The organism is Bacillus sp. CD3-5 (genome assembly GCF_006349665.1).
GTDB classification, from domain to species: Bacteria; Bacillota; Bacilli; order Bacillales; family Bacillaceae_G; genus Bacillus_A; species Bacillus_A paranthracis.
Genome location: NZ_VEPX01000020.1, coordinates 1 through 17,987, shown reverse-complemented (window position 1 = coordinate 17,987; position 17,987 = coordinate 1). Strand labels below are relative to the sequence as shown.

Annotated in this window: 23 protein-coding genes and 1 pseudogene; 14 read left to right on the top strand and 10 right to left on the bottom strand. The window is 35.1% G+C overall.

What is annotated here, in order from left to right; genetic code table 11:
* Nucleotides 1–10 precede the first annotated feature (10 nt).
* Both FH036_RS24810 and murC read left to right on the top strand, forming a co-directional pair.
* Nucleotides 11–1,129 carry a nicotinate phosphoribosyltransferase gene (locus FH036_RS24810; protein ID WP_000658375.1) on the top strand — a complete coding sequence of 373 codons (1,119 nt, stop codon included), beginning with the start codon at nucleotides 11–13 and terminating at the stop codon, nucleotides 1,127–1,129.
* A gap of 252 nt (nucleotides 1,130–1,381) precedes the next feature.
* Complete coding sequence (gene murC, locus FH036_RS24805) at nucleotides 1,382–2,692, top strand: UDP-N-acetylmuramate--L-alanine ligase (RefSeq protein ID WP_000219470.1); 1,311 nt, start codon at nucleotides 1,382–1,384, stop codon at nucleotides 2,690–2,692.
* A 52-nt stretch (nucleotides 2,693–2,744) separates the two neighbouring features.
* Here the strand turns inward: murC and FH036_RS24800 are convergent, their stop codons facing one another.
* Entirely contained in the window at nucleotides 2,745–3,407 is a 663-nt protein-coding gene (locus FH036_RS24800; protein ID WP_139896358.1) for a hypothetical protein, read from the bottom strand.
* The gene (locus FH036_RS24795) at nucleotides 3,404–3,748 is read right to left on the bottom strand and encodes a PadR family transcriptional regulator (RefSeq protein WP_000414143.1); all 345 of its coding nucleotides are present in this window, start codon (nucleotides 3,746–3,748) and stop codon (nucleotides 3,404–3,406) included. The genes FH036_RS24800 and FH036_RS24795 overlap by 4 nt, the downstream gene beginning before the upstream one ends.
* A 135-nt stretch (nucleotides 3,749–3,883) precedes the next feature.
* Here FH036_RS24795 and FH036_RS24790 point away from each other — a divergent pair, with 135 nt between their 5' ends.
* From FH036_RS24790 to FH036_RS24775, 4 genes are all read left to right on the top strand, one after another.
* Nucleotides 3,884–4,438, top strand: coding sequence for a GNAT family N-acetyltransferase (locus FH036_RS24790; RefSeq protein WP_139896357.1), 555 nt, complete (start codon nucleotides 3,884–3,886; stop codon nucleotides 4,436–4,438).
* Nucleotides 4,439–4,524: 86 nt separating this feature from the next.
* Nucleotides 4,525–4,929, top strand: a complete 405-nt coding sequence (locus FH036_RS24785) for a PH domain-containing protein (protein ID WP_139896356.1) — start codon at nucleotides 4,525–4,527, stop codon at nucleotides 4,927–4,929.
* Nucleotides 4,926–5,108 (top strand): hypothetical protein, encoded by a 183-nt coding sequence (locus FH036_RS24780; protein WP_044790862.1) that lies wholly within the window; start codon nucleotides 4,926–4,928, stop codon nucleotides 5,106–5,108. The genes FH036_RS24785 and FH036_RS24780 overlap by 4 nt, the downstream gene beginning before the upstream one ends.
* Nucleotides 5,109–5,123: 15 nt before the next feature.
* Nucleotides 5,124–5,558, top strand: coding sequence for a hypothetical protein (locus FH036_RS24775; protein WP_044790863.1), 435 nt, complete (start codon nucleotides 5,124–5,126; stop codon nucleotides 5,556–5,558).
* 35 nt (nucleotides 5,559–5,593) lie between these two features.
* Here FH036_RS24775 and FH036_RS24770 read toward each other — a convergent pair whose 3' ends face one another.
* Nucleotides 5,594–6,709 (bottom strand): aminopeptidase, encoded by a 1,116-nt coding sequence (locus FH036_RS24770; RefSeq protein ID WP_139896355.1) that lies wholly within the window; start codon nucleotides 6,707–6,709, stop codon nucleotides 5,594–5,596.
* Nucleotides 6,710–6,896: 187 nt separating this feature from the next.
* Between FH036_RS24770 and FH036_RS24765 the strand changes: the two genes are divergently transcribed.
* The 4 genes from FH036_RS24765 to ccpA all read left to right on the top strand — a co-directional run bounded on the left by FH036_RS24765 (nucleotide 6,897) and on the right by ccpA (nucleotide 10,476).
* A complete protein-coding gene (locus FH036_RS24765) occupies nucleotides 6,897–7,409 on the top strand; it encodes a DUF948 domain-containing protein (protein ID WP_001197726.1) in 513 nt (170 codons plus the stop codon).
* Nucleotides 7,409–7,735 carry a bacillithiol system redox-active protein YtxJ gene (gene ytxJ / locus FH036_RS24760; protein ID WP_044790864.1) on the top strand — a complete coding sequence of 109 codons (327 nt, stop codon included), beginning with the start codon at nucleotides 7,409–7,411 and terminating at the stop codon, nucleotides 7,733–7,735. The genes FH036_RS24765 and ytxJ overlap by 1 nt, the downstream gene beginning before the upstream one ends.
* Before the next feature lie 117 nt (nucleotides 7,736–7,852).
* Nucleotides 7,853–8,869 (top strand): CamS family sex pheromone protein, encoded by a 1,017-nt coding sequence (locus FH036_RS24755; protein WP_044790865.1) that lies wholly within the window; start codon nucleotides 7,853–7,855, stop codon nucleotides 8,867–8,869.
* 608 nt (nucleotides 8,870–9,477) lie between these two features.
* Nucleotides 9,478–10,476: a catabolite control protein A gene (ccpA, locus tag FH036_RS24745; protein ID WP_001103286.1), complete on the top strand. Its 999-nt coding sequence runs from the start codon at nucleotides 9,478–9,480 to the stop codon at nucleotides 10,474–10,476.
* A gap of 34 nt (nucleotides 10,477–10,510) precedes the next feature.
* Here ccpA and FH036_RS24740 read toward each other — a convergent pair whose 3' ends face one another.
* From FH036_RS24740 to dhp61, 3 genes are all read right to left on the bottom strand, one after another.
* Nucleotides 10,511–10,873, bottom strand: coding sequence for a DUF4288 domain-containing protein (locus tag FH036_RS24740; protein ID WP_044790872.1), 363 nt, complete (start codon nucleotides 10,871–10,873; stop codon nucleotides 10,511–10,513).
* Between the two features lies 1 nt (nucleotide 10,874).
* A complete protein-coding gene (locus tag FH036_RS24735; protein ID WP_139896354.1) occupies nucleotides 10,875–11,111 on the bottom strand; it encodes a DUF3949 domain-containing protein in 237 nt (78 codons plus the stop codon).
* An 80-nt stretch (nucleotides 11,112–11,191) separates the two neighbouring features.
* Nucleotides 11,192–11,488 (bottom strand): protein Dhp61, encoded by a 297-nt coding sequence (dhp61, locus tag FH036_RS24730; protein ID WP_138320972.1) that lies wholly within the window; start codon nucleotides 11,486–11,488, stop codon nucleotides 11,192–11,194.
* A gap of 151 nt (nucleotides 11,489–11,639) precedes the next feature.
* Between dhp61 and FH036_RS24725 the strand changes: the two genes are divergently transcribed.
* Nucleotides 11,640–11,912, top strand: a complete 273-nt coding sequence (locus FH036_RS24725) for a DUF3917 domain-containing protein (RefSeq protein WP_000636591.1) — start codon at nucleotides 11,640–11,642, stop codon at nucleotides 11,910–11,912.
* A gap of 50 nt (nucleotides 11,913–11,962) precedes the next feature.
* On the opposite strand, the gene mscL is transcribed toward FH036_RS24725, so the two are convergent.
* From mscL to FH036_RS24710, 3 genes are all read right to left on the bottom strand, one after another.
* Complete coding sequence (gene mscL, locus FH036_RS24720) at nucleotides 11,963–12,361, bottom strand: large-conductance mechanosensitive channel protein MscL (RefSeq protein ID WP_000267018.1); 399 nt, start codon at nucleotides 12,359–12,361, stop codon at nucleotides 11,963–11,965.
* 128 nt (nucleotides 12,362–12,489) lie between these two features.
* Nucleotides 12,490–13,416, bottom strand: a complete 927-nt coding sequence (locus FH036_RS24715) for a Gfo/Idh/MocA family protein (RefSeq protein ID WP_001039704.1) — start codon at nucleotides 13,414–13,416, stop codon at nucleotides 12,490–12,492.
* A gap of 79 nt (nucleotides 13,417–13,495) precedes the next feature.
* Entirely contained in the window at nucleotides 13,496–14,176 is a 681-nt protein-coding gene (locus FH036_RS24710) for an ankyrin repeat domain-containing protein (RefSeq protein ID WP_044790867.1), read from the bottom strand.
* Nucleotides 14,177–14,480: 304 nt separating this feature from the next.
* Between FH036_RS24710 and FH036_RS24705 the strand changes: the two genes are divergently transcribed.
* The 3 genes from FH036_RS24705 (at nucleotide 14,481) to FH036_RS24695 (ending at nucleotide 17,017) form a co-directional block, all read left to right on the top strand.
* Entirely contained in the window at nucleotides 14,481–15,935 is a 1,455-nt protein-coding gene (locus FH036_RS24705; protein WP_044790868.1) for a sensor histidine kinase, read from the top strand.
* Between the two features lies 1 nt (nucleotide 15,936).
* On the top strand, nucleotides 15,937–16,626 hold the full coding sequence (locus FH036_RS24700) for a response regulator transcription factor (protein ID WP_001982862.1): 690 nt from the start codon (nucleotides 15,937–15,939) through the stop codon (nucleotides 16,624–16,626).
* 121 nt (nucleotides 16,627–16,747) lie between these two features.
* Nucleotides 16,748–17,017: a hypothetical protein gene (locus FH036_RS24695; RefSeq protein ID WP_044790869.1), complete on the top strand. Its 270-nt coding sequence runs from the start codon at nucleotides 16,748–16,750 to the stop codon at nucleotides 17,015–17,017.
* A gap of 66 nt (nucleotides 17,018–17,083) precedes the next feature.
* Here the strand turns inward: FH036_RS24695 and FH036_RS24690 are convergent.
* A pseudogene (locus FH036_RS24690) lies at nucleotides 17,084–17,938 on the bottom strand (alpha/beta fold hydrolase).
* Nucleotides 17,939–17,987 lie beyond the last annotated feature (49 nt).

Sequence of the window (17,987 nt, the reverse complement as noted above, 5' to 3'; positions counted from 1 at the left end):
GTAAAGCGACATGAAAGAAATTGAATTAAAATTAAAAGGTGAAATAAATAGACTAACAAATAAAACATTTAAATTTGACGAACGTGTTGGAGAAGGTTGGTTCTCTGCCGTTTACTTTTTAAAGACTAGAGAAATCATTCAAGAATTTCGCCCGAAAAGTGTTGTAACGATGCAATTTTTCCAAAAGGAAAATGCAGTTCTTTGCGGAACAGATGAAGTCATTGCATTGCTACAAACATTCGCTAAAAATCCTGAGGAACTTGAAATTAACTCTTTAAAAGATGGCGACAAAATCAGTCCATTTGAAACAGTGTTAACAATTCATGGTCCTTATGAAAATTTCGGATTTTTAGAAGGTGTTATTGATGGGATTTTAGCTCGTCGTACATCGGTTGCGACAAACGTATATAACGTTGTCCAAGCTGCACGTAGCGTAGATAAAGAAAAACCAGTTATTTTCATGGGAGACCGTGATGATCATTATACACAACAAGCTGGTGACGGTTATGCAGCATACATCGGTGGTATGAGCGCACAAGCGACGCATGCGATGAATGAATGGTGGGGGAAAAGTGGTATGGGGACGATGCCTCACGCATTAATTCAAATGTTTAATGGTGATGTTGTGGAAGCGGCAAAAGCATATCATAAGAAATTCCCAGAAGATGAATTAGTTGTATTAATTGATTACAACAATGATGTCATTACAGATGCACTTCGCGTAGCACGTGAATTTGGATCAACATTAAAAGGTGTACGTGTAGATACGTCTCGCACGATGATTGATCAATACTTCATTCGCCACCCAGAAGTACTTGGAACATTTGATCCACGTGGTGTAAACCCATCGCTTGTATTCGCACTTCGTAAAGCACTTGATGAAGAAGGATTCCAGCATGTAGACATCGTTGTAACTGGTGGATTTGATGAGAAACGTATTCGTGAATTTGAAGCTCAAAACGTACCTGTTGATATATACGGAGTAGGAAGTAGCTTATTAAAAATGAATATTGGCTTTACTGGTGATAACGTAGAATTAAATGGAAAACCGGAAGCGAAAGCTGGTCGTAAATATCGTCCAAACCCACGTCTAGAACGTGTTCAATTAGAAAAAAGAGAAGATATGTAAGAGAGAGAAAAACTGATAGGTGATTGACCCTATCAGTTTTTCTGTTATCATAGTATAGCGGCTTCTTTTTTGCTATAATGGATTTGTTATGGACATAAAAAAGAAGTACGTACGAGTTTATCCTGATAAGTGAAGGGAAGAATAACTTCACTACATCAAAAATGTATGATGATTACCAAAATAAGAAAAGATTCATATACTGTCTTATAGATAGGCCGTTGTATTAGTTCGAAATGTTGGAGGTTCTTTAAGATGACAGTTTACCATTTTGTAGGAATTAAAGGAACAGGAATGAGTTCATTAGCGCAAATTCTTCATGACATGAAGCATACTGTTCAAGGGTCTGATTATGAAAAGCGTTTCTTTACACAAACAGCGTTGGAAAAGCGTAGTATCTCGATTCTTCCTTTTGATAAAAGTAATGTAAAAGAAGGACAAGTGATTATTGCAGGAAATGCATTCCCTGATACGCATGAAGAAATCGTAGCAGCAAAAGAATTAAACATCCCAGTACATCGTTACCATCACTTCTTAGGTGACCTTATGAACCAATACACAAGTGTTGCTGTAACTGGTGCACATGGAAAAACATCAACAACTGGTTTGTTAGCCCATGTAATGCAAGGTGCACACCCTACATCTTACCTTATTGGAGATGGAACAGGGCATGGGGTAGAAAATAGTAAGTATTTTGTATTTGAAGCTTGTGAGTATCGTCGTCATTTCTTGTCTTACAATCCAGACTATGCGATTATGACAAACATTGATTTTGATCATCCAGATTATTTCACAGATATCAATGATGTATTCAGTGCATTCCAAGAGATGGCATTGCAAGTGAAAAAAGGCATTATTGCATGTGGAGATGATGAAGAACTTCAAAAAATTCAAGCGAAAGTACCTGTTATTTTCTATGGATTTGGAGAAGATAATGATTTCCAAGCACGTAACATTCAAAAGAGAACAGATGGTACTATTTTCGATGTATTCGTTCGTAATACGTACTATGACACGTTCAAAATTACAGGATACGGCAACCACAGCGTATTAAATGCATTAGCAGTAATCGCGCTTTGCCATTATGAAAACGTTGATGTAGAAGCAGTTAAGCATCAGTTAACAACTTTTGAAGGCGTAAAACGTCGCTTTAATGAAAAGCCAATGGGAGAGCAAGTTATTATTGATGACTACGCACACCATCCGACAGAAATTAATGCAACGATTGAAGCCGCTCGTCAAAAACATCCAGAGCGTGAAATTGTCGCTGTATTCCAGCCACACACATTCTCACGTACAGAAAAGTTCTTAGATGAGTTCGCTGAAAGCCTAAGCAAAGCTGACCAAGTATACTTATGTGATATTTTCGGATCAGCGCGCGAGAACAAAGGTGAATTAACAATCGAAGATCTGCAAAAGCGTATTGACGGTGCAGAATTAATTACAGATACAACAACGGATGTATTAAAGAAACATAAAAACGGCGTTCTCATTTTCATGGGCGCAGGAGACATCCAAAAATTCGAAGCAGCTTACGTAAAAGAAGTTCAAGTTGCAGAGAAGTAATAGAGAAGACGCATAGCTTAGCTGTGCGTCTTTTTTGTTGTGTTCGATATATTTAAAAACCATGGATAGGTTGGTATTGTTTATTCTTTTTGTAGAGTTGTTTTAACAAAACGATATAAATTGAACTAAAAAGTACATATCCAATTAAATAATAGAATGAAAACATATCGAATTGTTTTGTTATGATGATGCGAATTGCGAAAAATGAAAATGGAAGAGCGATTAAAAGCCTTGAGCTAATGGAAATTATTGTTTTAAAGTATTTTAATAAGTCTGTATTCCAATGGTTTTCTCTACAGATGAACCAAATGTTACTTGCTATAAAAGCTAGTACAAATGACAAATTAGCTGAAATATTGATGAAGCCTAGTACAATAGGTACTGATAGAGCACCAAGTGGACCGATAGATAGGCCAGAATAATATTTTATAAATGTATTTGTAGATTGCTGTACATCTTGAATAACGTCTATATATTCTGCTGCAATTTCCTTTGCTAGTTCTTTTGAAGGAAGAAATTCTGCAATCACTTGTGAAGGGATGCTTGCTGATGGTATCCCTTCACTTTCTTTACTTAATGCATTTTCGTATAAATCAGATTTAATTTCTAGCACATGTTGTTCGCGTGCTGATGTAGGTAAGTTCATTAAACCTTTCTGAAAATCGTGTAAGAAAGAAATAATGAGTTCATTTGCAAAGAATTGTTCCTTGTTCATTTTTTATCCTCTCCTTTAGCTAGTAACATTAGAGCTTGATACACGGCATCATAATCATGTAAGCGACTATGTAAAATTTCTCTCCCTTCGTCTGTAATGCGATAGTATTTTCTTTTTGGGCCATCACCGGACTCTTCCCAATAGGAAACAGCCCAATTGTTTTTCGTGATTCGATTTAATATAGGATAAATCGAGCCGTTCGGGATATGAAATACAGGGATTTCTTGTAATGCACTTGTAATTTCGTATCCGTACATAGGTTGTTTACTTATTAAGGATAAAATAGCGAGATCAAAAACACCTTTACGTAATTGAATTATAAAATTATCATTTTTTTCCATACTTTAACTATATATGATTCATATCTAGATATCAATCATATATAGTTATTTTTTATTTAAATGAAAATAAATTATTTAACGTTTTTTACCTATAGATGTTAGAATAATAAGAAAACTAAAAAGGGGCCGAAAAACATGTTCACACTCCGAGTAGACGACGAAATTGAATTACAGTTATTAGAGAAGCATCATAAAGAGGAACTATATCAATTAATAAATCAAAACCGTAATCATTTAAGAAGATGGCTTCCTTGGGTAGATGGGACGAAATCTGCTGATGCTTATAATGAGATTTGTCCGATGTGGTTAAAGAAGTTTGCAGAGGGAGACGGTTTTGAAAGTGGCATACGTTATAAAGGAAAGCTCGTTGGGATGGTAGGTATTCATCCAGTGAGCTGGGGGAAGAAAGCGGCAAGTCTCGGTTACTATCTGGCAGAAGATGCTGGCGGGAAAGGTATTATGACGCGTAGCGTGAAGGCTGTACTTCACTATGCATTTGAGAATTTAAAATTAAATAAAATGGAAATTAGATGCGGTGTTGAAAATGTGAAAAGTCGTGCTATTCCAGAACGTTTAGGGTTTAAGTTAGATGGTGTTTTAAGAGATGAAGAATGGCTATACGATCACTTCCACGATATCGCTGTATATAGTTTATTAGCTTCAGAATGGAAAGAGATTCAAGATAAGTAAGGTGGTTTAAGGAGGTCATTTAGAAATGGCCTTTTTTTATGAATTAAAATGGAATTAATGGTATAATTTAGGGTGGGGGTGTATGTATGAATTTTCCGATTCAAAGAAGTAAATCAGTAATATTTTTCGTTTGTCTCACGTTAGCTTTTATGTTTGTATATCCACTCGTCATGATTATCGCTAATAAAGAGCAGTGGATGACAGCGTTAATTGGGATGGGTTTATGCTTCCTTGTTAATGTACCACTCGTTTGGGAAGTGTTTATTAAAAAGCATAAAGTAGAAAATGGTGTATTAAAGTACGGTGTTTTAAATGACGATATCGTATTGAAAGAGATAAGAATCATTCGTCAAGTTGGGAAATCTCTTGAAATTACGACGAATGCATATAAAGTACATATGATTGCGATGCCGCAACATATGAAGCAGTTTTTATCACTTGTAGAAAAAGAGAATCCACATGTGAAAATAGAAATGGTGGGTAAGAAATGAAATATGTAAAACCTTTATTTTGTTTGGAAATTTTGTTTGTAATTGTTGGCTGCACTAGAGTATATACGAAATGGAATCTGCCTTTATATGTTCCGATAGTAATTGGTACTATTGCAGTGGCACTTTTGCATTATTTTCACTTTCAGCAAACAAAAAGCGAGAAAAGTAGGCCTATGTAGTTAGGAGGATTAGAAATGAAAAAAGTCCTTATGTTATTTGTATTTCTGCTAACCGCATCCTTTCTTTTACTAGGATGTAGTACGAAGAAGGAAAAGACGAATCTAAACTTAGAAAAGGCACAAAAAGTTGAAATTGAATCACTTACTGATTCAAGTGAAAAGAAAGTAATTACCGATAAGAAAGAAATTGAAAAGCTGTTTGAAGTCATGAAAATGGATAAGTGGGAAATGCAGTCGGCTCCTTTAGATACTCCGCAAGGGAAAACATTTAAAATGTATCAAGAAGATACACCAAAATTATCAGAGTCGAGTAAAGATAAAAAAGAGTTACATGAAATCGGTACAATGACAGTATATCAAGATGTCCCTTATGTTGAAGTTGAAATGAAAAATAAGAAGATGAGTTTTAAAGTGCCAGAAGATGTGGCGAAAGACTTATTAAAGTATTAAAAAAACGCTCGGAAAAATCCCGAGCGTTTTTATTATTATTTTAAGTTCTCTGGATTTAAAGCTTCTAATTCAGGTACAACGAAGCGTCCGTCTTTACGGATTAGTACGTCGTCGAAGTAAATTTCGCCGCCGCCATATTCAGGGCGTTGGATACATACTAAATCCCAGTGAATGTTCGAGTTATTGCCGTTCCATGCATCGTCGTAAGCTTGTCCAGGAGTGAAGTGGAAGCTGCCATCGATTTTTTCATCGAATAGGATGTCTCCCATTGGATGTAAGATGTATGGGTTTACGCCGATTGCGAACTCACCAACGTAGCGTGCGCCTTCGTCTGTATCGAAGATTTTGTTAATGCGCTCTGTATCGTTTGCAGTTGCTTCAACGATTTGGCCGTTCTCGAACTTAAGTTGTACATTTTCAAATGTATAACCGTTGTAAGGAGATGGCGTGTTGTAAGAAACTGTACCGTTAACAGAATCACGAACTGGTGCAGAGTATACTTCACCGTCTGGAATGTTTAAATGACCTGAGCATTTAATTGCTGGAATGTCTTTAATAGAGAATGTTAAGTCAGTTCCAGGTCCAGTTAGGCGCACTTTATCTGTTTTATTCATTAATGTAACAAGGCTATCCATCGCCTTATCCATTTTACCGTAGTCTAAGTTACAGACTTCGAAGTAGAAGTCTTCGAAAGCTTCTGTGCTCATTTTCGCAAGCTGTGCCATAGAGGCATTTGGGTAGCGAAGAACAACCCAGCGTGTTTTTGGAACGCGGATGTCTCTATGAACTTTCTTACCAACTGTTTGACCGTGAATTTGCATTCTTTCACTTGGCACGTCAGCTTGTTCGTTAATGTTATCGCCAGAGCGAAGACCGATATAAGCGTCCATATCTTTCATTACGCTTGCTTCATAGGCTGCGATTTTTTCAAAATGTTCTTCAGTAGCACCCATTAATAAAGAGCGATCTACTTGATGATCTTTTAAAGAAACGAATGGGAAACCACCAGCTGCATATGCTTCTTTAACAAGTGCAGTTACAAGTTCTTTTTGTAAGCCAAAGTTTTCAATTAATACTTTTTCGCCTTTTTGTAAGCGAATAGAGTAGTTAATTAAATTGTATGCTAACTTTTCAATGCGTGGATCTTTCATATGTAAAGCCTCCCTACTAATTATGTATCCTCTCCTATTGTAACCTACTTAGTGGAATTTGTTGAATGATTTATGTTAAAGTTAACGAATAAGTATGAAAATTCTAATGAAAAGATAGGGATTAGAACGAAACGGAAAATGATTGTATAATAGGGGAAAGTATGAAAAAGATAAAGGAAGTGATGAAATGCAAGTTCTTTTATATGTAAGTGCAGCTATTATCGCGGTTGCTTTCGCTGTATTAGTAGTGTATGTATGTAGAACGTTGTTATCGGTTCAGAAGACGTTAGAAAACGTTGCAAGCACGTTAGAAGGTTTAGAAAAGCAAATGCAAGGGATTAGCGTAGAGACGGAGCAATTATTACATAAAACAAATGCGTTAGCTGATGACATTCAACAGAAGTCACAATCATTAAATAAAGTAGTATCGGGTGTAGATGGAATTGGAACGACAATCCATTCTTTAAATACGAAACTTCGTAATGTATCAGAGTCTGTTACGGACGAAATTGAAAATAATGCAGATAAAGTAGCGCAAGTTGTACAGTGGAGTAGCGCAGCAATTGAAGTATACAATCATTATCGTGCGACAAGACAAGAGAAAAAGGTTGAAAAAGAAGAGCGTAAATTAGAAAGACTTGAGAAAAAAGCTGAAAAGAAAGAGAAGCGCTCTAGACTTCGTATGAGAGGTGAATCGTAATGAATATGACAAAACTTGAAACAATTGAAGAGTTTGAAGTACTAGTAGAAAAAAACGAGCCTTATGTTCTTTTTAAACATAGTACGACATGTCCTATTAGTCATGGTGCTTATACAGAATTTCAAGCTTATTGTAGTGAAGAAAGAGCGGTACCAGCGTACTACTTATACGTACAAGATGCAAGAGATGTTTCGAATCGTGTTGCAGAACAGTACAGCATGAAACATGAATCTCCGCAAGTGTTATACATAAAAGATGGGATGGTAGTATGGAATACGTCTCATTGGAACATTAAAAAAGATGTTTTAGAAGAGAATATTAAGTAAAAAGAAGCAAGCGAAAGGTGCTTGCTTCTTTTTTTTGTTTTTGTTGAAATATATTTAATGGTAAACTGTTAATAGTTCAAACTAAATAACTAGATTGTTGAAAGTAGGTTTTAAGTAATGAAGAAAATGGCATTATCCTTCGCAGTCGTAAGTTTATTACTAGGAGCTTGTAGTAATGATACGATTAGTAAGAAGGATGAAGTTATACAGAAAGATACGAAAGAAAAAAGCATGATTCCGAGAACTGCTGTTTCTAAAGATTATTATAGAACTGTAATTCCTTTAAAAGAACAAAAGGTTATAAATACAGCTAATGTAAAAACAAATTCTAAATTAGATTTAGCAGAGTATGAAAATGGTTTAATGAATATTGCAAAAGAGCAATTTGATACAGAAAACCATGTGCTTCAATTAAATCAGTATATTCCTGAGAAGTTAGTTGATGAACTAGTCGCAAAAGTAGAAGCACCCGTTTTGACAAATATTATAGAACAAGACTATTTCGGGAAACAGAATTCAAATGAATTAAGTTTATCTGGTGTTGTAATTGGGTTAGCTATGTCTTCAAGTGTATCCAATGAAGAGGCAATGTCTAAGGGGACTGAAGTTGCTAAGCAACTTATTGAAGCTATTCATAAAAATGACAAGTATAATAAATCCCCAATTACGTTTGCTATCTTTAAGCAAGAAAGTACAAGTTCTTTAAAAAATGGCACGTATATTGCTAGTGCTACCGTTCAAAAGAATGATACGAACCTTGGAAATTGGAATGCAATTGAAGAAAAAGCGTATTCATATCCTTCCGATGAATTTACACAAGCACATGGAGAAGATAATGAAAAAATAAATAAATTTGCTAAGGCAATGAAAGGTTTTTCTCCTGGAGACTTTATCCCAGTAAATGCTAAAGTTTCTTATAAGAAAAATCAAATGGATACATTAAATATGGATATTGTTATTAAATATAACGGTAAAACAGAATTAATGGCTCTTACTCAACTCGCCGCTCAAAGTATGTTAGACGAATTACCGAAAGATGCAAAAGTACAATTGCAGATAAAGTCCGAGAATAAAATTGAGGCAATTGTTATAAAAGAGAAAAACAGCGATAAACCGTTTGTTTCCTTCTTATAAAAAAAGACAGTGTTTAAACTGTCTTTTTTTACTGTAAATGAAAGGGGACGATGGGACAGGGCGTCACGTAATACGCTCCATATTTCCGCTGTACTAATTTCAAAGAAAGAAACCTATTTTAACCCCTTGCATTGTCGATGTAACGCATTCTACAGGGGGATGGGATCTTCTATTGCCAATTGTAGAGTACTTCCAGATCCAGCGCATCAAATGGTGATCATTGTCGTTTGATGTCGGTAAGTCGATATATTTAAAAAATCGCTGATATATTTCGAGTTGTGGTTGATATATTCAAAAAATCGCTGATATAAATTTCAATTACTAGCTAGTGTACTGCTTAAAATAGGGTTTCTACTTGTGGGATATCTATATTTTTACAAAAAATGCCCTTTTTTTCATAAAAAATACGAAAATACGAGAAAAGAAGCGAATTTTTTCGAAACTTTTGCGGGAAAATATTGTATGAGCCTGCGTTTTTATCGTATCATTAGTAAAAGGAAGAACTCGGGACGATTGGTGACATCTGCAAATAGAGTTGATGTCTTTTTTTCATTCAAGTAACCGATACATAAAAATAGATAACAAAAATAGAAGGAGTGTGCGATGAGATGAACGTAACAATATATGATGTAGCGCGCGAAGCGAACGTTTCAATGGCTACCGTATCACGCGTTGTGAATGGTAACCCAAATGTAAAGCCTACAACAAGAAAGAAAGTATTAGAAGCAATTGATCGTTTAGGATACCGTCCAAATGCGGTAGCACGTGGATTAGCAAGTAAAAAGACAACTACAGTAGGTGTTATTATTCCTGATATCTCAAATACGTTTTATGCAGAACTTGCTCGTGGAATTGAAGATATCGCAACAATGTACAAATATAACATCATTTTAAGTAACTCTGACCAAAACAAAGAGAAAGAGTTCCATTTATTAAATACGATGCTTGGAAAACAAGTGGACGGAATTGTTTTCATGGGTGAAGATATTACAGATATTCACGCTGAAGAATTTAAAAAGTCTCCAGTACCAATCGTATTAGCAGCGTCATTTGATGAGCAAAATGAAACGCCATCAGTAAACATTGATTATACACAAGCAGCTTACGACGCAATGAAGCACTTTATTGAACAAGGACATAAGCGTATCGGTTTCGTCTCTGGTCCTTTCATTGATAAAGCGGGGAGTGCGAAGAAGTTACAAGGTTATAGAAAAGCTCTAGAAGAAGCAGGTATTTCATATGATGAAAATCTTGTAATCGATGGAGATTACACATATGACTCAGGTATCGAAGCATTCGAAAAGCTTTGGAGCCTTGATGAAAAGCCAACAGCGATCTTCGTATCTTCTGACGAAATGGCACTAGGTGTAATCCACGCAGCACAAGACACTGGATTAAATGTACCAACTGATGTAGAAGTACTTGGTTTCGATAATACACGCCTTGCATTAATGGTTCGTCCACAACTTTCAACAGTTGTACAACCGATGTATGATATCGGTGCAGTAGCAATGCGTCTATTAACAAAGTATATGAACAAAGAAAAAGTGGAAGATCACACTGTTATCTTACCTCACCGTATCCAATTTAGAGATTCAACGAAGTAAGTATAAAAAAGCTCACAGCGATTGCTGTGAGCTTTTATTCATATTCAGGATAGTATGCTTTTACTACGGTATTGACCGTTTCATTTTTCTTAACGTGTAAAAATCTTGCGTATAATTCTTTTCCAGTTTCAAATGGTGTCTCGTCTAATTCAAACACATGCAATAGTTTTCGAAACGTCCACGTTATTTGCTCACCGTACATATTATCGTACGTATGCTCAGACTGTATAGCGATTTGTTCACCTAGTGCATGAGCTTCTTCCAAACTGCTTGCTTTAACAAGAATAATACTTTCTTCAAAAAGTGTATCGTGATTTTCTTCATAATGCTCATCCATTTTCGTAGGATCAGGCTCACCAGAATGAACAGATTCAAACAATAATTTTACAGCGTACATATTATGCTGCATGTTTCACTCTATAAATAATACTTGCGACAAGCGAAGCAGGTATTGTAAATACGTTACTTTGATAATGGTAATGTATTTGAGATTCTTCATAAGACATGTTGTCATATAATTCGTTTTGTGACACATTCATTTTCTTCTGTTTTTCTTTGAGTATTTTAATGTAGTTATACTGTATTGGGACGAGAATGATGAAATAGGCTAATACGATTAGTGAAATCCAAATCATTATGAACACTTCCTTATAAAGAATATTTATATATGGTAATTATATCAATTTATACGAAAAATATCCATTTATTTCTAGTGTCAATTTCCTTTCCAAAATGCAAAAAGTTCTTCAGGACTTCGTAAATTATGTTCAATGCATGTTTGTGCGGTGTGTTTAAAACTTTGTATTAATTGTTCCAGCCTATAAGGGTCATAGTGCTCTGTTTTGCCTTGTACAATAGTTTCATCTTTATTTAAATTAAGTGATATTTTTAGCAAAGTTATATTTGTTTCTAGTTGTACAATTTCCATATAAAAAAACTTTTTGTCTAAGTCAATTGTAATATAATCAAATTTCTCTACTTGTTTAAAATATCCTACAATATCTTCTTCCAATTGAAATCCTCCCAAGTTCTATAGCTTATCTGGGAGACTTCTCTATATGACTGTATAATTCCTTGTTATATGTCACATAAGTGCAAATTTAACTATTATAGGGCAATGTCATGTATAATAGAAAGAAAAGGCTTGTGAGGGGGGAGAAGAGATGATCGTTCTTTGGATAATTACGCTTTGTATGACTGCTATTTTTGCATATATGACGTTAAAACAAAATGGTTTAAAGCGATTTGTTCCAGGAAGTATTCTTGCAGGAATTGCCCTTATCACGTATGTAATTTCTATTTTTATTGAAAGTGTATCGGTGGATATGAGCACAAGTTTAATGTTTATCGGTATTACACTATTTGCAAGTAGTATCATGGTACTTATGGTTGCTGGTATTATTTTATTTATTCATATGAATTCGGAAACGTTATAGCATATAGAAAAGGCATGTCCCTCTCGGGACATGCCTTTTTATCCGTTCAATTATGCTCTATCTTTAGAAGAGTTTTGTTGTTTTAATAAGTCGCGAATTTCGCTAAGAAGTTCTTCTTCTTTTGTTGGTTCTGGAATTTCTTCCTCTTTTTCTTCTTCTTTTTTAGATGTTAGTTTGTTGAACACTTTAACGAACATAAAGATAGCTGCTGCAATAATTAAGAAATCAAAAATAGTTTGGATGAAGTTACCGTACATAATAGATGACTTACCGAATGTAAGTTTTAAATCTGTAAAGTCAACGCCACCTAATACCATACCAAGTAATGGTGTAATAACATCTTTTACTAAAGAACTAACGATTTTACCGAATGCAGCACCGATTACAACCCCGACAGCTAAATCAACGACATTCCCTTTGAAAGCGAACTTTTTAAACTCGTTCCACATGTGTTAATCCCATCCTTTCCACGATTCATTATGAAATTTATAATTCCTATCAACATATTCTATAGAAATTTGCGTGAGAAATAAAGGGGAAATGGGAATGAAAGTAAATTCTGAAAAATGTATCCGTTTTAATTTTTACTTGTAGCGTCCAGTAGGGATTGCAGCAGTTGTTGCGTTTTTAATCCTTCTAATCCATCTACAACAGGCTTTGTATCTCCTTGTACACATGCAATAAAATGATGAACAGCATCTTCAAAACCGCGTTGTTTTAACGTCGTATCCCATGATGGGGAACCAATTTGAGAAACTGCATTTTCTTGCTCAACTTCAAATGTGTTCATGTTTTTTACGCGAATGATTTTTCCTGTTGTGACAAGTTCAATTTGTTCTAAATTTGTACCGGCATGGCGGTGCATTGCGGTAGAAAGTAACATTCCATTTGCAGTTGTATATGTATGATGTCCGTAAAGAAGTTCATTCTTTTCATTGATTTGCATCATATTATGAACGACGTTAAGCTCATCGTTAGCTAACCAGCGAGCAGTATCTACAATATGTAAGTAATCATCTAACATCGTAAAGTCGTACGTATATGGCCCGACTTTATTTGTGCGGTGCTTTTCAATTCGAATCCATGAAATGTTATGAGCTTGCTCTTTTGCCGCAACATACATAGGAACGAAGCGGCGATTAAATCCAACCATTAACTTTCGGTTATACTTTTCGCTCAACTCAACTAGTTTCTCAGCTTGTTCCACTGTAGCAGCTAGCGGCTTATCAACATAAACATCGATTCCTTTTTTCAGAAGTTTAGAAACGATTTCATAATGCGATGCAGTTGAACTATGAACGAAGATTGCATCGCATTCCGAAGCTAACGTTTCAATAGAATGGAAGTCTTGTATGCGGTATTGCTGGCAAACTTGTTTTCTTTTCTCCGCGTTAGGTGTAAACGCCCCTACAAAATTCCAATCTGTTTCTTTTGTAAGTGTTGGAAGATAAGCTTTTTGTGCAATACTTCCAAGTCCAATCATCCCAATTTTCGGTTTGTTCATATGTATTCCCACCCTATTCATATTGATATAACGGGTTAAATGTAGCATAGAGCGGGGGAGGAAGGCAAAAATTAGCTTTTTACTTATGTTCTTCTAACAAAATCTTCTCTATCTCCTCAAAGTGATGAGCGCGAGCATGCTCTAGCGGAGTAACACCATCATTATCTGGAATGTTTACATCTGCACCGTGCTCAATAAGGAGGCGGATGACTTGTTGTTGTGTTTCATTTCCGTTACTTAGTACGATGGCTTCCATTAAAGCTGTCCATCCGAGGTTGTTTACATGGTTTACATCGATATTTGTTCGCGTGAGGAGTTCTTTTATAACATCAATATAGCCATGTTCTGAGGCTGGGGTAAGAGCTGTCCCCCCATATCGATTCGTAAGCGATGGATCTGCACCAGCATCAATTGTTAGTTTTAAAATATCTAAGTAACCTTCTGCCCCAGCGTATAAAAAGGGATTGTTTTTCATATCATCTTGGATATTTACGTCAGCACCAGCATCGATAAGCGCTTTTGCGGTTTTCACATCATTTTTGTATGTAGCAATCATAAGAGGGGTGCGTCCTTTATTGTCTGTTATATTTATGTCAGCCCCTTTTTTGAGTAACGATATAACAGTATTCGTTTCTTGTTTCTCAGTAGCTGTTAGTAGCGCTGTCTCCATGTTTGTCATCTCCTTTTTAACTTCTTGTTCTTGTAAGCAACCTTGTAAAAAAAATACGCAACATATCATGCTTACTGTTTTTTTGAACATGGAATTTCAACCTCCTCATTTCAACTGTAAAAGAAGAACATTAAATTTTTATAAACTGACGCTAAAATTACTATAAAATCGCTTGAGTATTTGAACATATATTTTTATGCTTATGAGTAATAAGGTTTGATAAAGTGAAACTTTAATCAGTGGGGGTTTTGTTCATCCCCCACTGATTATCAGCCCCAACCAATCGGGCTTTTATGGGCAGTTGATCCCCCACTTAACTTCTTTGCTTTCTCTGAATTTTGAGGTGGGGATCTTACTGCCCGGCAAATAGCGGGGTAAAGTGAGGATGTAACATATGTCTATTAAAACAAGGTTTTTATTTTCTTATATCGCTGTCATTCTCGTTTCCATTACGCTTATATTAATCGCGGGATTTTTAATCGTTTTTTCGATAACAGGTGATTTGGAAGCAGTGAAAAATTTCTATAAAAGCTCCTATATTCAAAAGCCGCTTACGTCAGAAGAAGAGAATGCGTATATTGAGTTAAAGACGGCAGCAAAGAAACATCAATCGCAACTATTAGATGAATCGTTCGTTTCATCACTTGAAAAAGAAGGGGTGAAAATTGTTGTAAGAAAGGGAGAAACCATTTCTTATGCTACAAAAGTATTTGAAAGTGGGGCTTTAAAGGAAGCTCTTCCGAAATTTGAATCAGCAAATATTAATAGTCGTGGTACAACGGAATTAGGCGATACATTTTATCGATATGTAAAGTTTGATTTTTATTTTCCTCAGGAAGAAGAGGGGAGTATATTTGTATTAAAGAAGCAAAGTTCATTTGTAGATCTTACACAAAAGTTATTTCCGATTTTGTTCGTATCACTTTTACTATTAGCTATTTTACTTATTGGATTATTAAGTTACCTCGTCTCAAGAAGTGTTATAAAACCAATCTTTGTATTGAAAGATGCGACTGAAAAAATTAAAGAAGGAAATTTAGATTTTCAAATACCAGTTACATCGCACGATGAAATTGGGCAATTGAATCAAGGATTTGAGGAAATGAGGAAGAAATTAAAAGAATCGATAGAGATGCAAACGCAGTATGAAGAAAATCGAAAAGAGCTCATTTCAAACATCTCTCACGATTTAAAAACACCGATTACATCTATTATTGGATATGTAGAAGGAATAAAAGACGGAGTAGCAAATACGCCAGAAAAAATGGATAAGTACTTAACGACTATCCATACGAAAGCAAGACATATGGATACACTCATTGATGAATTATTTTTATTCTCAAAGCTCGATTTGAATCGAGTTCCCTTTCAGTTTGAAACGGTTGAATTAAATATGTTTATGCAAGAATTAATAGAAGAGATGCAGATGGATTTAAGTAAAGAAGGTATAGAAGTTAACTTACAATTACATGCATCACCACTTTATGTAAAGGCTGATTGCGAAAAGATAAATAGAGTGATATCAAATTTAATTCATAATAGTGTGAAATACATGGATAAAGAAGAAAAGAAAATTACTGTAACAGTATCGAGTGATAACAATAAAGTGATTGTGAAAGTAATGGACAACGGATCAGGTATAGAATCTGATACACTTCCTTATATTTTTGAACGTTTCTATCGTGCAGAGAAATCGCGAAATTCTAGTACAGGTGGAAGTGGACTTGGCTTAGCGATAGCGAAGCAAATTATTGAAGAACATGGCGGGAATATTTGGGCGGAAAGCGAGCTTGGGGAAGGCACAAGCATTTTCTTCTCATTGGAAAAAGTAGAGAAATGTGGTGAGTAAATTGAAAAGAATTTTACTAATAGAAGATGAAGTAAGCATTGCAGAATTACAGCGAGATTATTTAGAAATTAATGATTTTCAAGTTGATGTCGAACATTCAGGAGAAACAGGTTTACAAATGGCCCTGCAAGAAGACTACGATTTAATTATTTTAGATATTATGCTTCCGAAAATGAATGGATTTGAAATTTGTAAGCAAATTCGAGCTATAAAAGATATTCCGATTTTACTTGTTTCAGCAAAAAAAGAAGATATAGATAAAATTCGCGGGCTCGGTTTAGGAGCGGATGATTATATAACGAAACCGTTTAGCCCGAGTGAGCTAGTAGCAAGAGTAAAAGCCCATATTTCTCGTTATGAAAGATTATTAGGAAATGTAAGTAAGCAACGCGATACGCTATATATTCACGGAATCTCTATTGATCAAAGGGCGAGGAAAGTTTTTATAAACAATGAAGAAATCGCCTTTACAACGAAAGAATTTGATTTATTAACATTCTTTGTCACAAACCCAAATCAAGTATTAAATAAAGAACAGTTATTTGAACGCATTTGGGGATTAGACTCCGCTGGTGACTTAGCTACTGTTGTCGTTCATATTAGAAAGTTACGTGAAAAAATTGAAAGAGATCCTGCTCACCCGCAATATATCGAAACGGTATGGGGGGCTGGTTATCGTTTTAATGTGTAGGGAACCTGTCAAAGTTTTGGCAGGTTTTTTTGTATGTGATCAAAAGGGGAGAATAGGTAATTTATGTTAAAATATAAAGAGAGATAAAAACATAGGAGAGTGTGAGAGGGCGTGCTACATTTTGGGGGATATATTAAAAGATAATAAATCAAACAAGATTTTAAAGATTGGAACTAATATCATACTTGTTTTATTACTAATAGGTGCAATACAAATGTTTTATGATGAAGATTATACAAATGATCATTTCGGTGGGTTATTTATGATGGTCTTTTTTGGAATTAAAATCATTTCTTCTTTTATAATGAGTATAAAAGAAGGAGATAAAAAGGCAGTATTCCTTGATGTAGGTTTAATGATTGTTTTGTTCTGCTTGTTGTTTTTAGTATGAAATATTTCTTTTGAAAAAAGCTCATAGTCTTATAGAGGCTGCGAGCTTTCTTTAATAATAACGGTACTAGTGTAACGATTTATAAAATTTTTGAGTAGTAGAAATAAATTGAGCAGCTTCTTCTAAAAAAGGATAATGATTACTCTCTTCAAATATCACAAAAATAGAATTGCGTATGCCCTCATGTATCTTGATAGAATACTGAATTGGGCACTGTACATCGTGTCGTCCGCATATAATAAGCGTCTTTGTTTTCATAGAAGGTAAATGATCTCGTAAATTAAATGCTGGATATTAGTGAGAAAAAGCATTCATTCGGCTAGCAGACATTGTTTTTTTGATTGGTTTATCAAAATAAGAATTGTAGTTTTCGGGTTTATATAAAGATAATTTTGTTCGTTTGGTAGATAGTTCTTTTCGTTCCTCATTTGTAAGGTGAGGGCTTTTTAAATTTTCGATGAGCTGTTGCATATAATGAAACTGAGGATGTTCCGGATGATAAATACAAAATGGTGTTTCAGTATAATTACTTGCTGCGGCTCCAACGACGACTAGTGATTGTAAGGGATTTGGATATGTAATCGCATATAAAAGTCCAAGCATACCACCTGTTGAATGACCGGCGAAATGCCATGTTGGAAGTTGTAATGCTTCTCGTATAGCTTCTAAATCGTGAATTGTTTCAATCATACTTAATTCGTTTTCTACCTGGGCTTTTGCTGAGTTACCAGCGCCTCGTAAATTAATGAGGAATACACGATGCGTAGAAGTGAAAACATCCGCAAAGTAATCACCAGTCTCATTAAATTGTGAATAGTGATGTGTAATGCAAAGCGGTTCGCCATTTCCTTTTGTAAAAAGCTCGAATGTACCGCGTTTTGTGTTGATCATTTGATGATGTATAAAAGTATGTGTAAACATTTTTAGGCAAAAAATAAGGCAAAGTACCCCCTAGGTTTATCCAGAACCT

Coding starts and splice junctions, on each gene's coding strand:
- FH036_RS24810 (WP_000658375.1), top strand. CDS start 11: ATGAAAGAAATTGAATTAAAATTAAAAGGTGAAATAAATAGACTAACA.
- murC (WP_000219470.1), top strand. CDS start 1,382: ATGACAGTTTACCATTTTGTAGGAATTAAAGGAACAGGAATGAGTTCA.
- FH036_RS24800 (WP_139896358.1), bottom strand. CDS start 3,407: ATGAACAAGGAACAATTCTTTGCAAATGAACTCATTATTTCTTTCTTA.
- FH036_RS24795 (WP_000414143.1), bottom strand. CDS start 3,748: ATGGAAAAAAATGATAATTTTATAATTCAATTACGTAAAGGTGTTTTT.
- FH036_RS24790 (WP_139896357.1), top strand. CDS start 3,884: ATGTTCACACTCCGAGTAGACGACGAAATTGAATTACAGTTATTAGAG.
- FH036_RS24785 (WP_139896356.1), top strand. CDS start 4,525: ATGAATTTTCCGATTCAAAGAAGTAAATCAGTAATATTTTTCGTTTGT.
- FH036_RS24780 (WP_044790862.1), top strand. CDS start 4,926: ATGAAATATGTAAAACCTTTATTTTGTTTGGAAATTTTGTTTGTAATT.
- FH036_RS24775 (WP_044790863.1), top strand. CDS start 5,124: ATGAAAAAAGTCCTTATGTTATTTGTATTTCTGCTAACCGCATCCTTT.
- FH036_RS24770 (WP_139896355.1), bottom strand. CDS start 6,709: ATGAAAGATCCACGCATTGAAAAGTTAGCATACAATTTAATTAACTAC.
- FH036_RS24765 (WP_001197726.1), top strand. CDS start 6,897: ATGCAAGTTCTTTTATATGTAAGTGCAGCTATTATCGCGGTTGCTTTC.
- ytxJ (WP_044790864.1), top strand. CDS start 7,409: ATGAATATGACAAAACTTGAAACAATTGAAGAGTTTGAAGTACTAGTA.
- FH036_RS24755 (WP_044790865.1), top strand. CDS start 7,853: ATGAAGAAAATGGCATTATCCTTCGCAGTCGTAAGTTTATTACTAGGA.
- ccpA (WP_001103286.1), top strand. CDS start 9,478: ATGAACGTAACAATATATGATGTAGCGCGCGAAGCGAACGTTTCAATG.
- FH036_RS24740 (WP_044790872.1), bottom strand. CDS start 10,873: ATGTACGCTGTAAAATTATTGTTTGAATCTGTTCATTCTGGTGAGCCT.
- FH036_RS24735 (WP_139896354.1), bottom strand. CDS start 11,111: ATGATTTGGATTTCACTAATCGTATTAGCCTATTTCATCATTCTCGTC.
- FH036_RS24725 (WP_000636591.1), top strand. CDS start 11,640: ATGATCGTTCTTTGGATAATTACGCTTTGTATGACTGCTATTTTTGCA.
- mscL (WP_000267018.1), bottom strand. CDS start 12,361: ATGTGGAACGAGTTTAAAAAGTTCGCTTTCAAAGGGAATGTCGTTGAT.
- FH036_RS24715 (WP_001039704.1), bottom strand. CDS start 13,416: ATGAACAAACCGAAAATTGGGATGATTGGACTTGGAAGTATTGCACAA.
- FH036_RS24710 (WP_044790867.1), bottom strand. CDS start 14,176: ATGTTCAAAAAAACAGTAAGCATGATATGTTGCGTATTTTTTTTACAA.
- FH036_RS24705 (WP_044790868.1), top strand. CDS start 14,481: ATGTCTATTAAAACAAGGTTTTTATTTTCTTATATCGCTGTCATTCTC.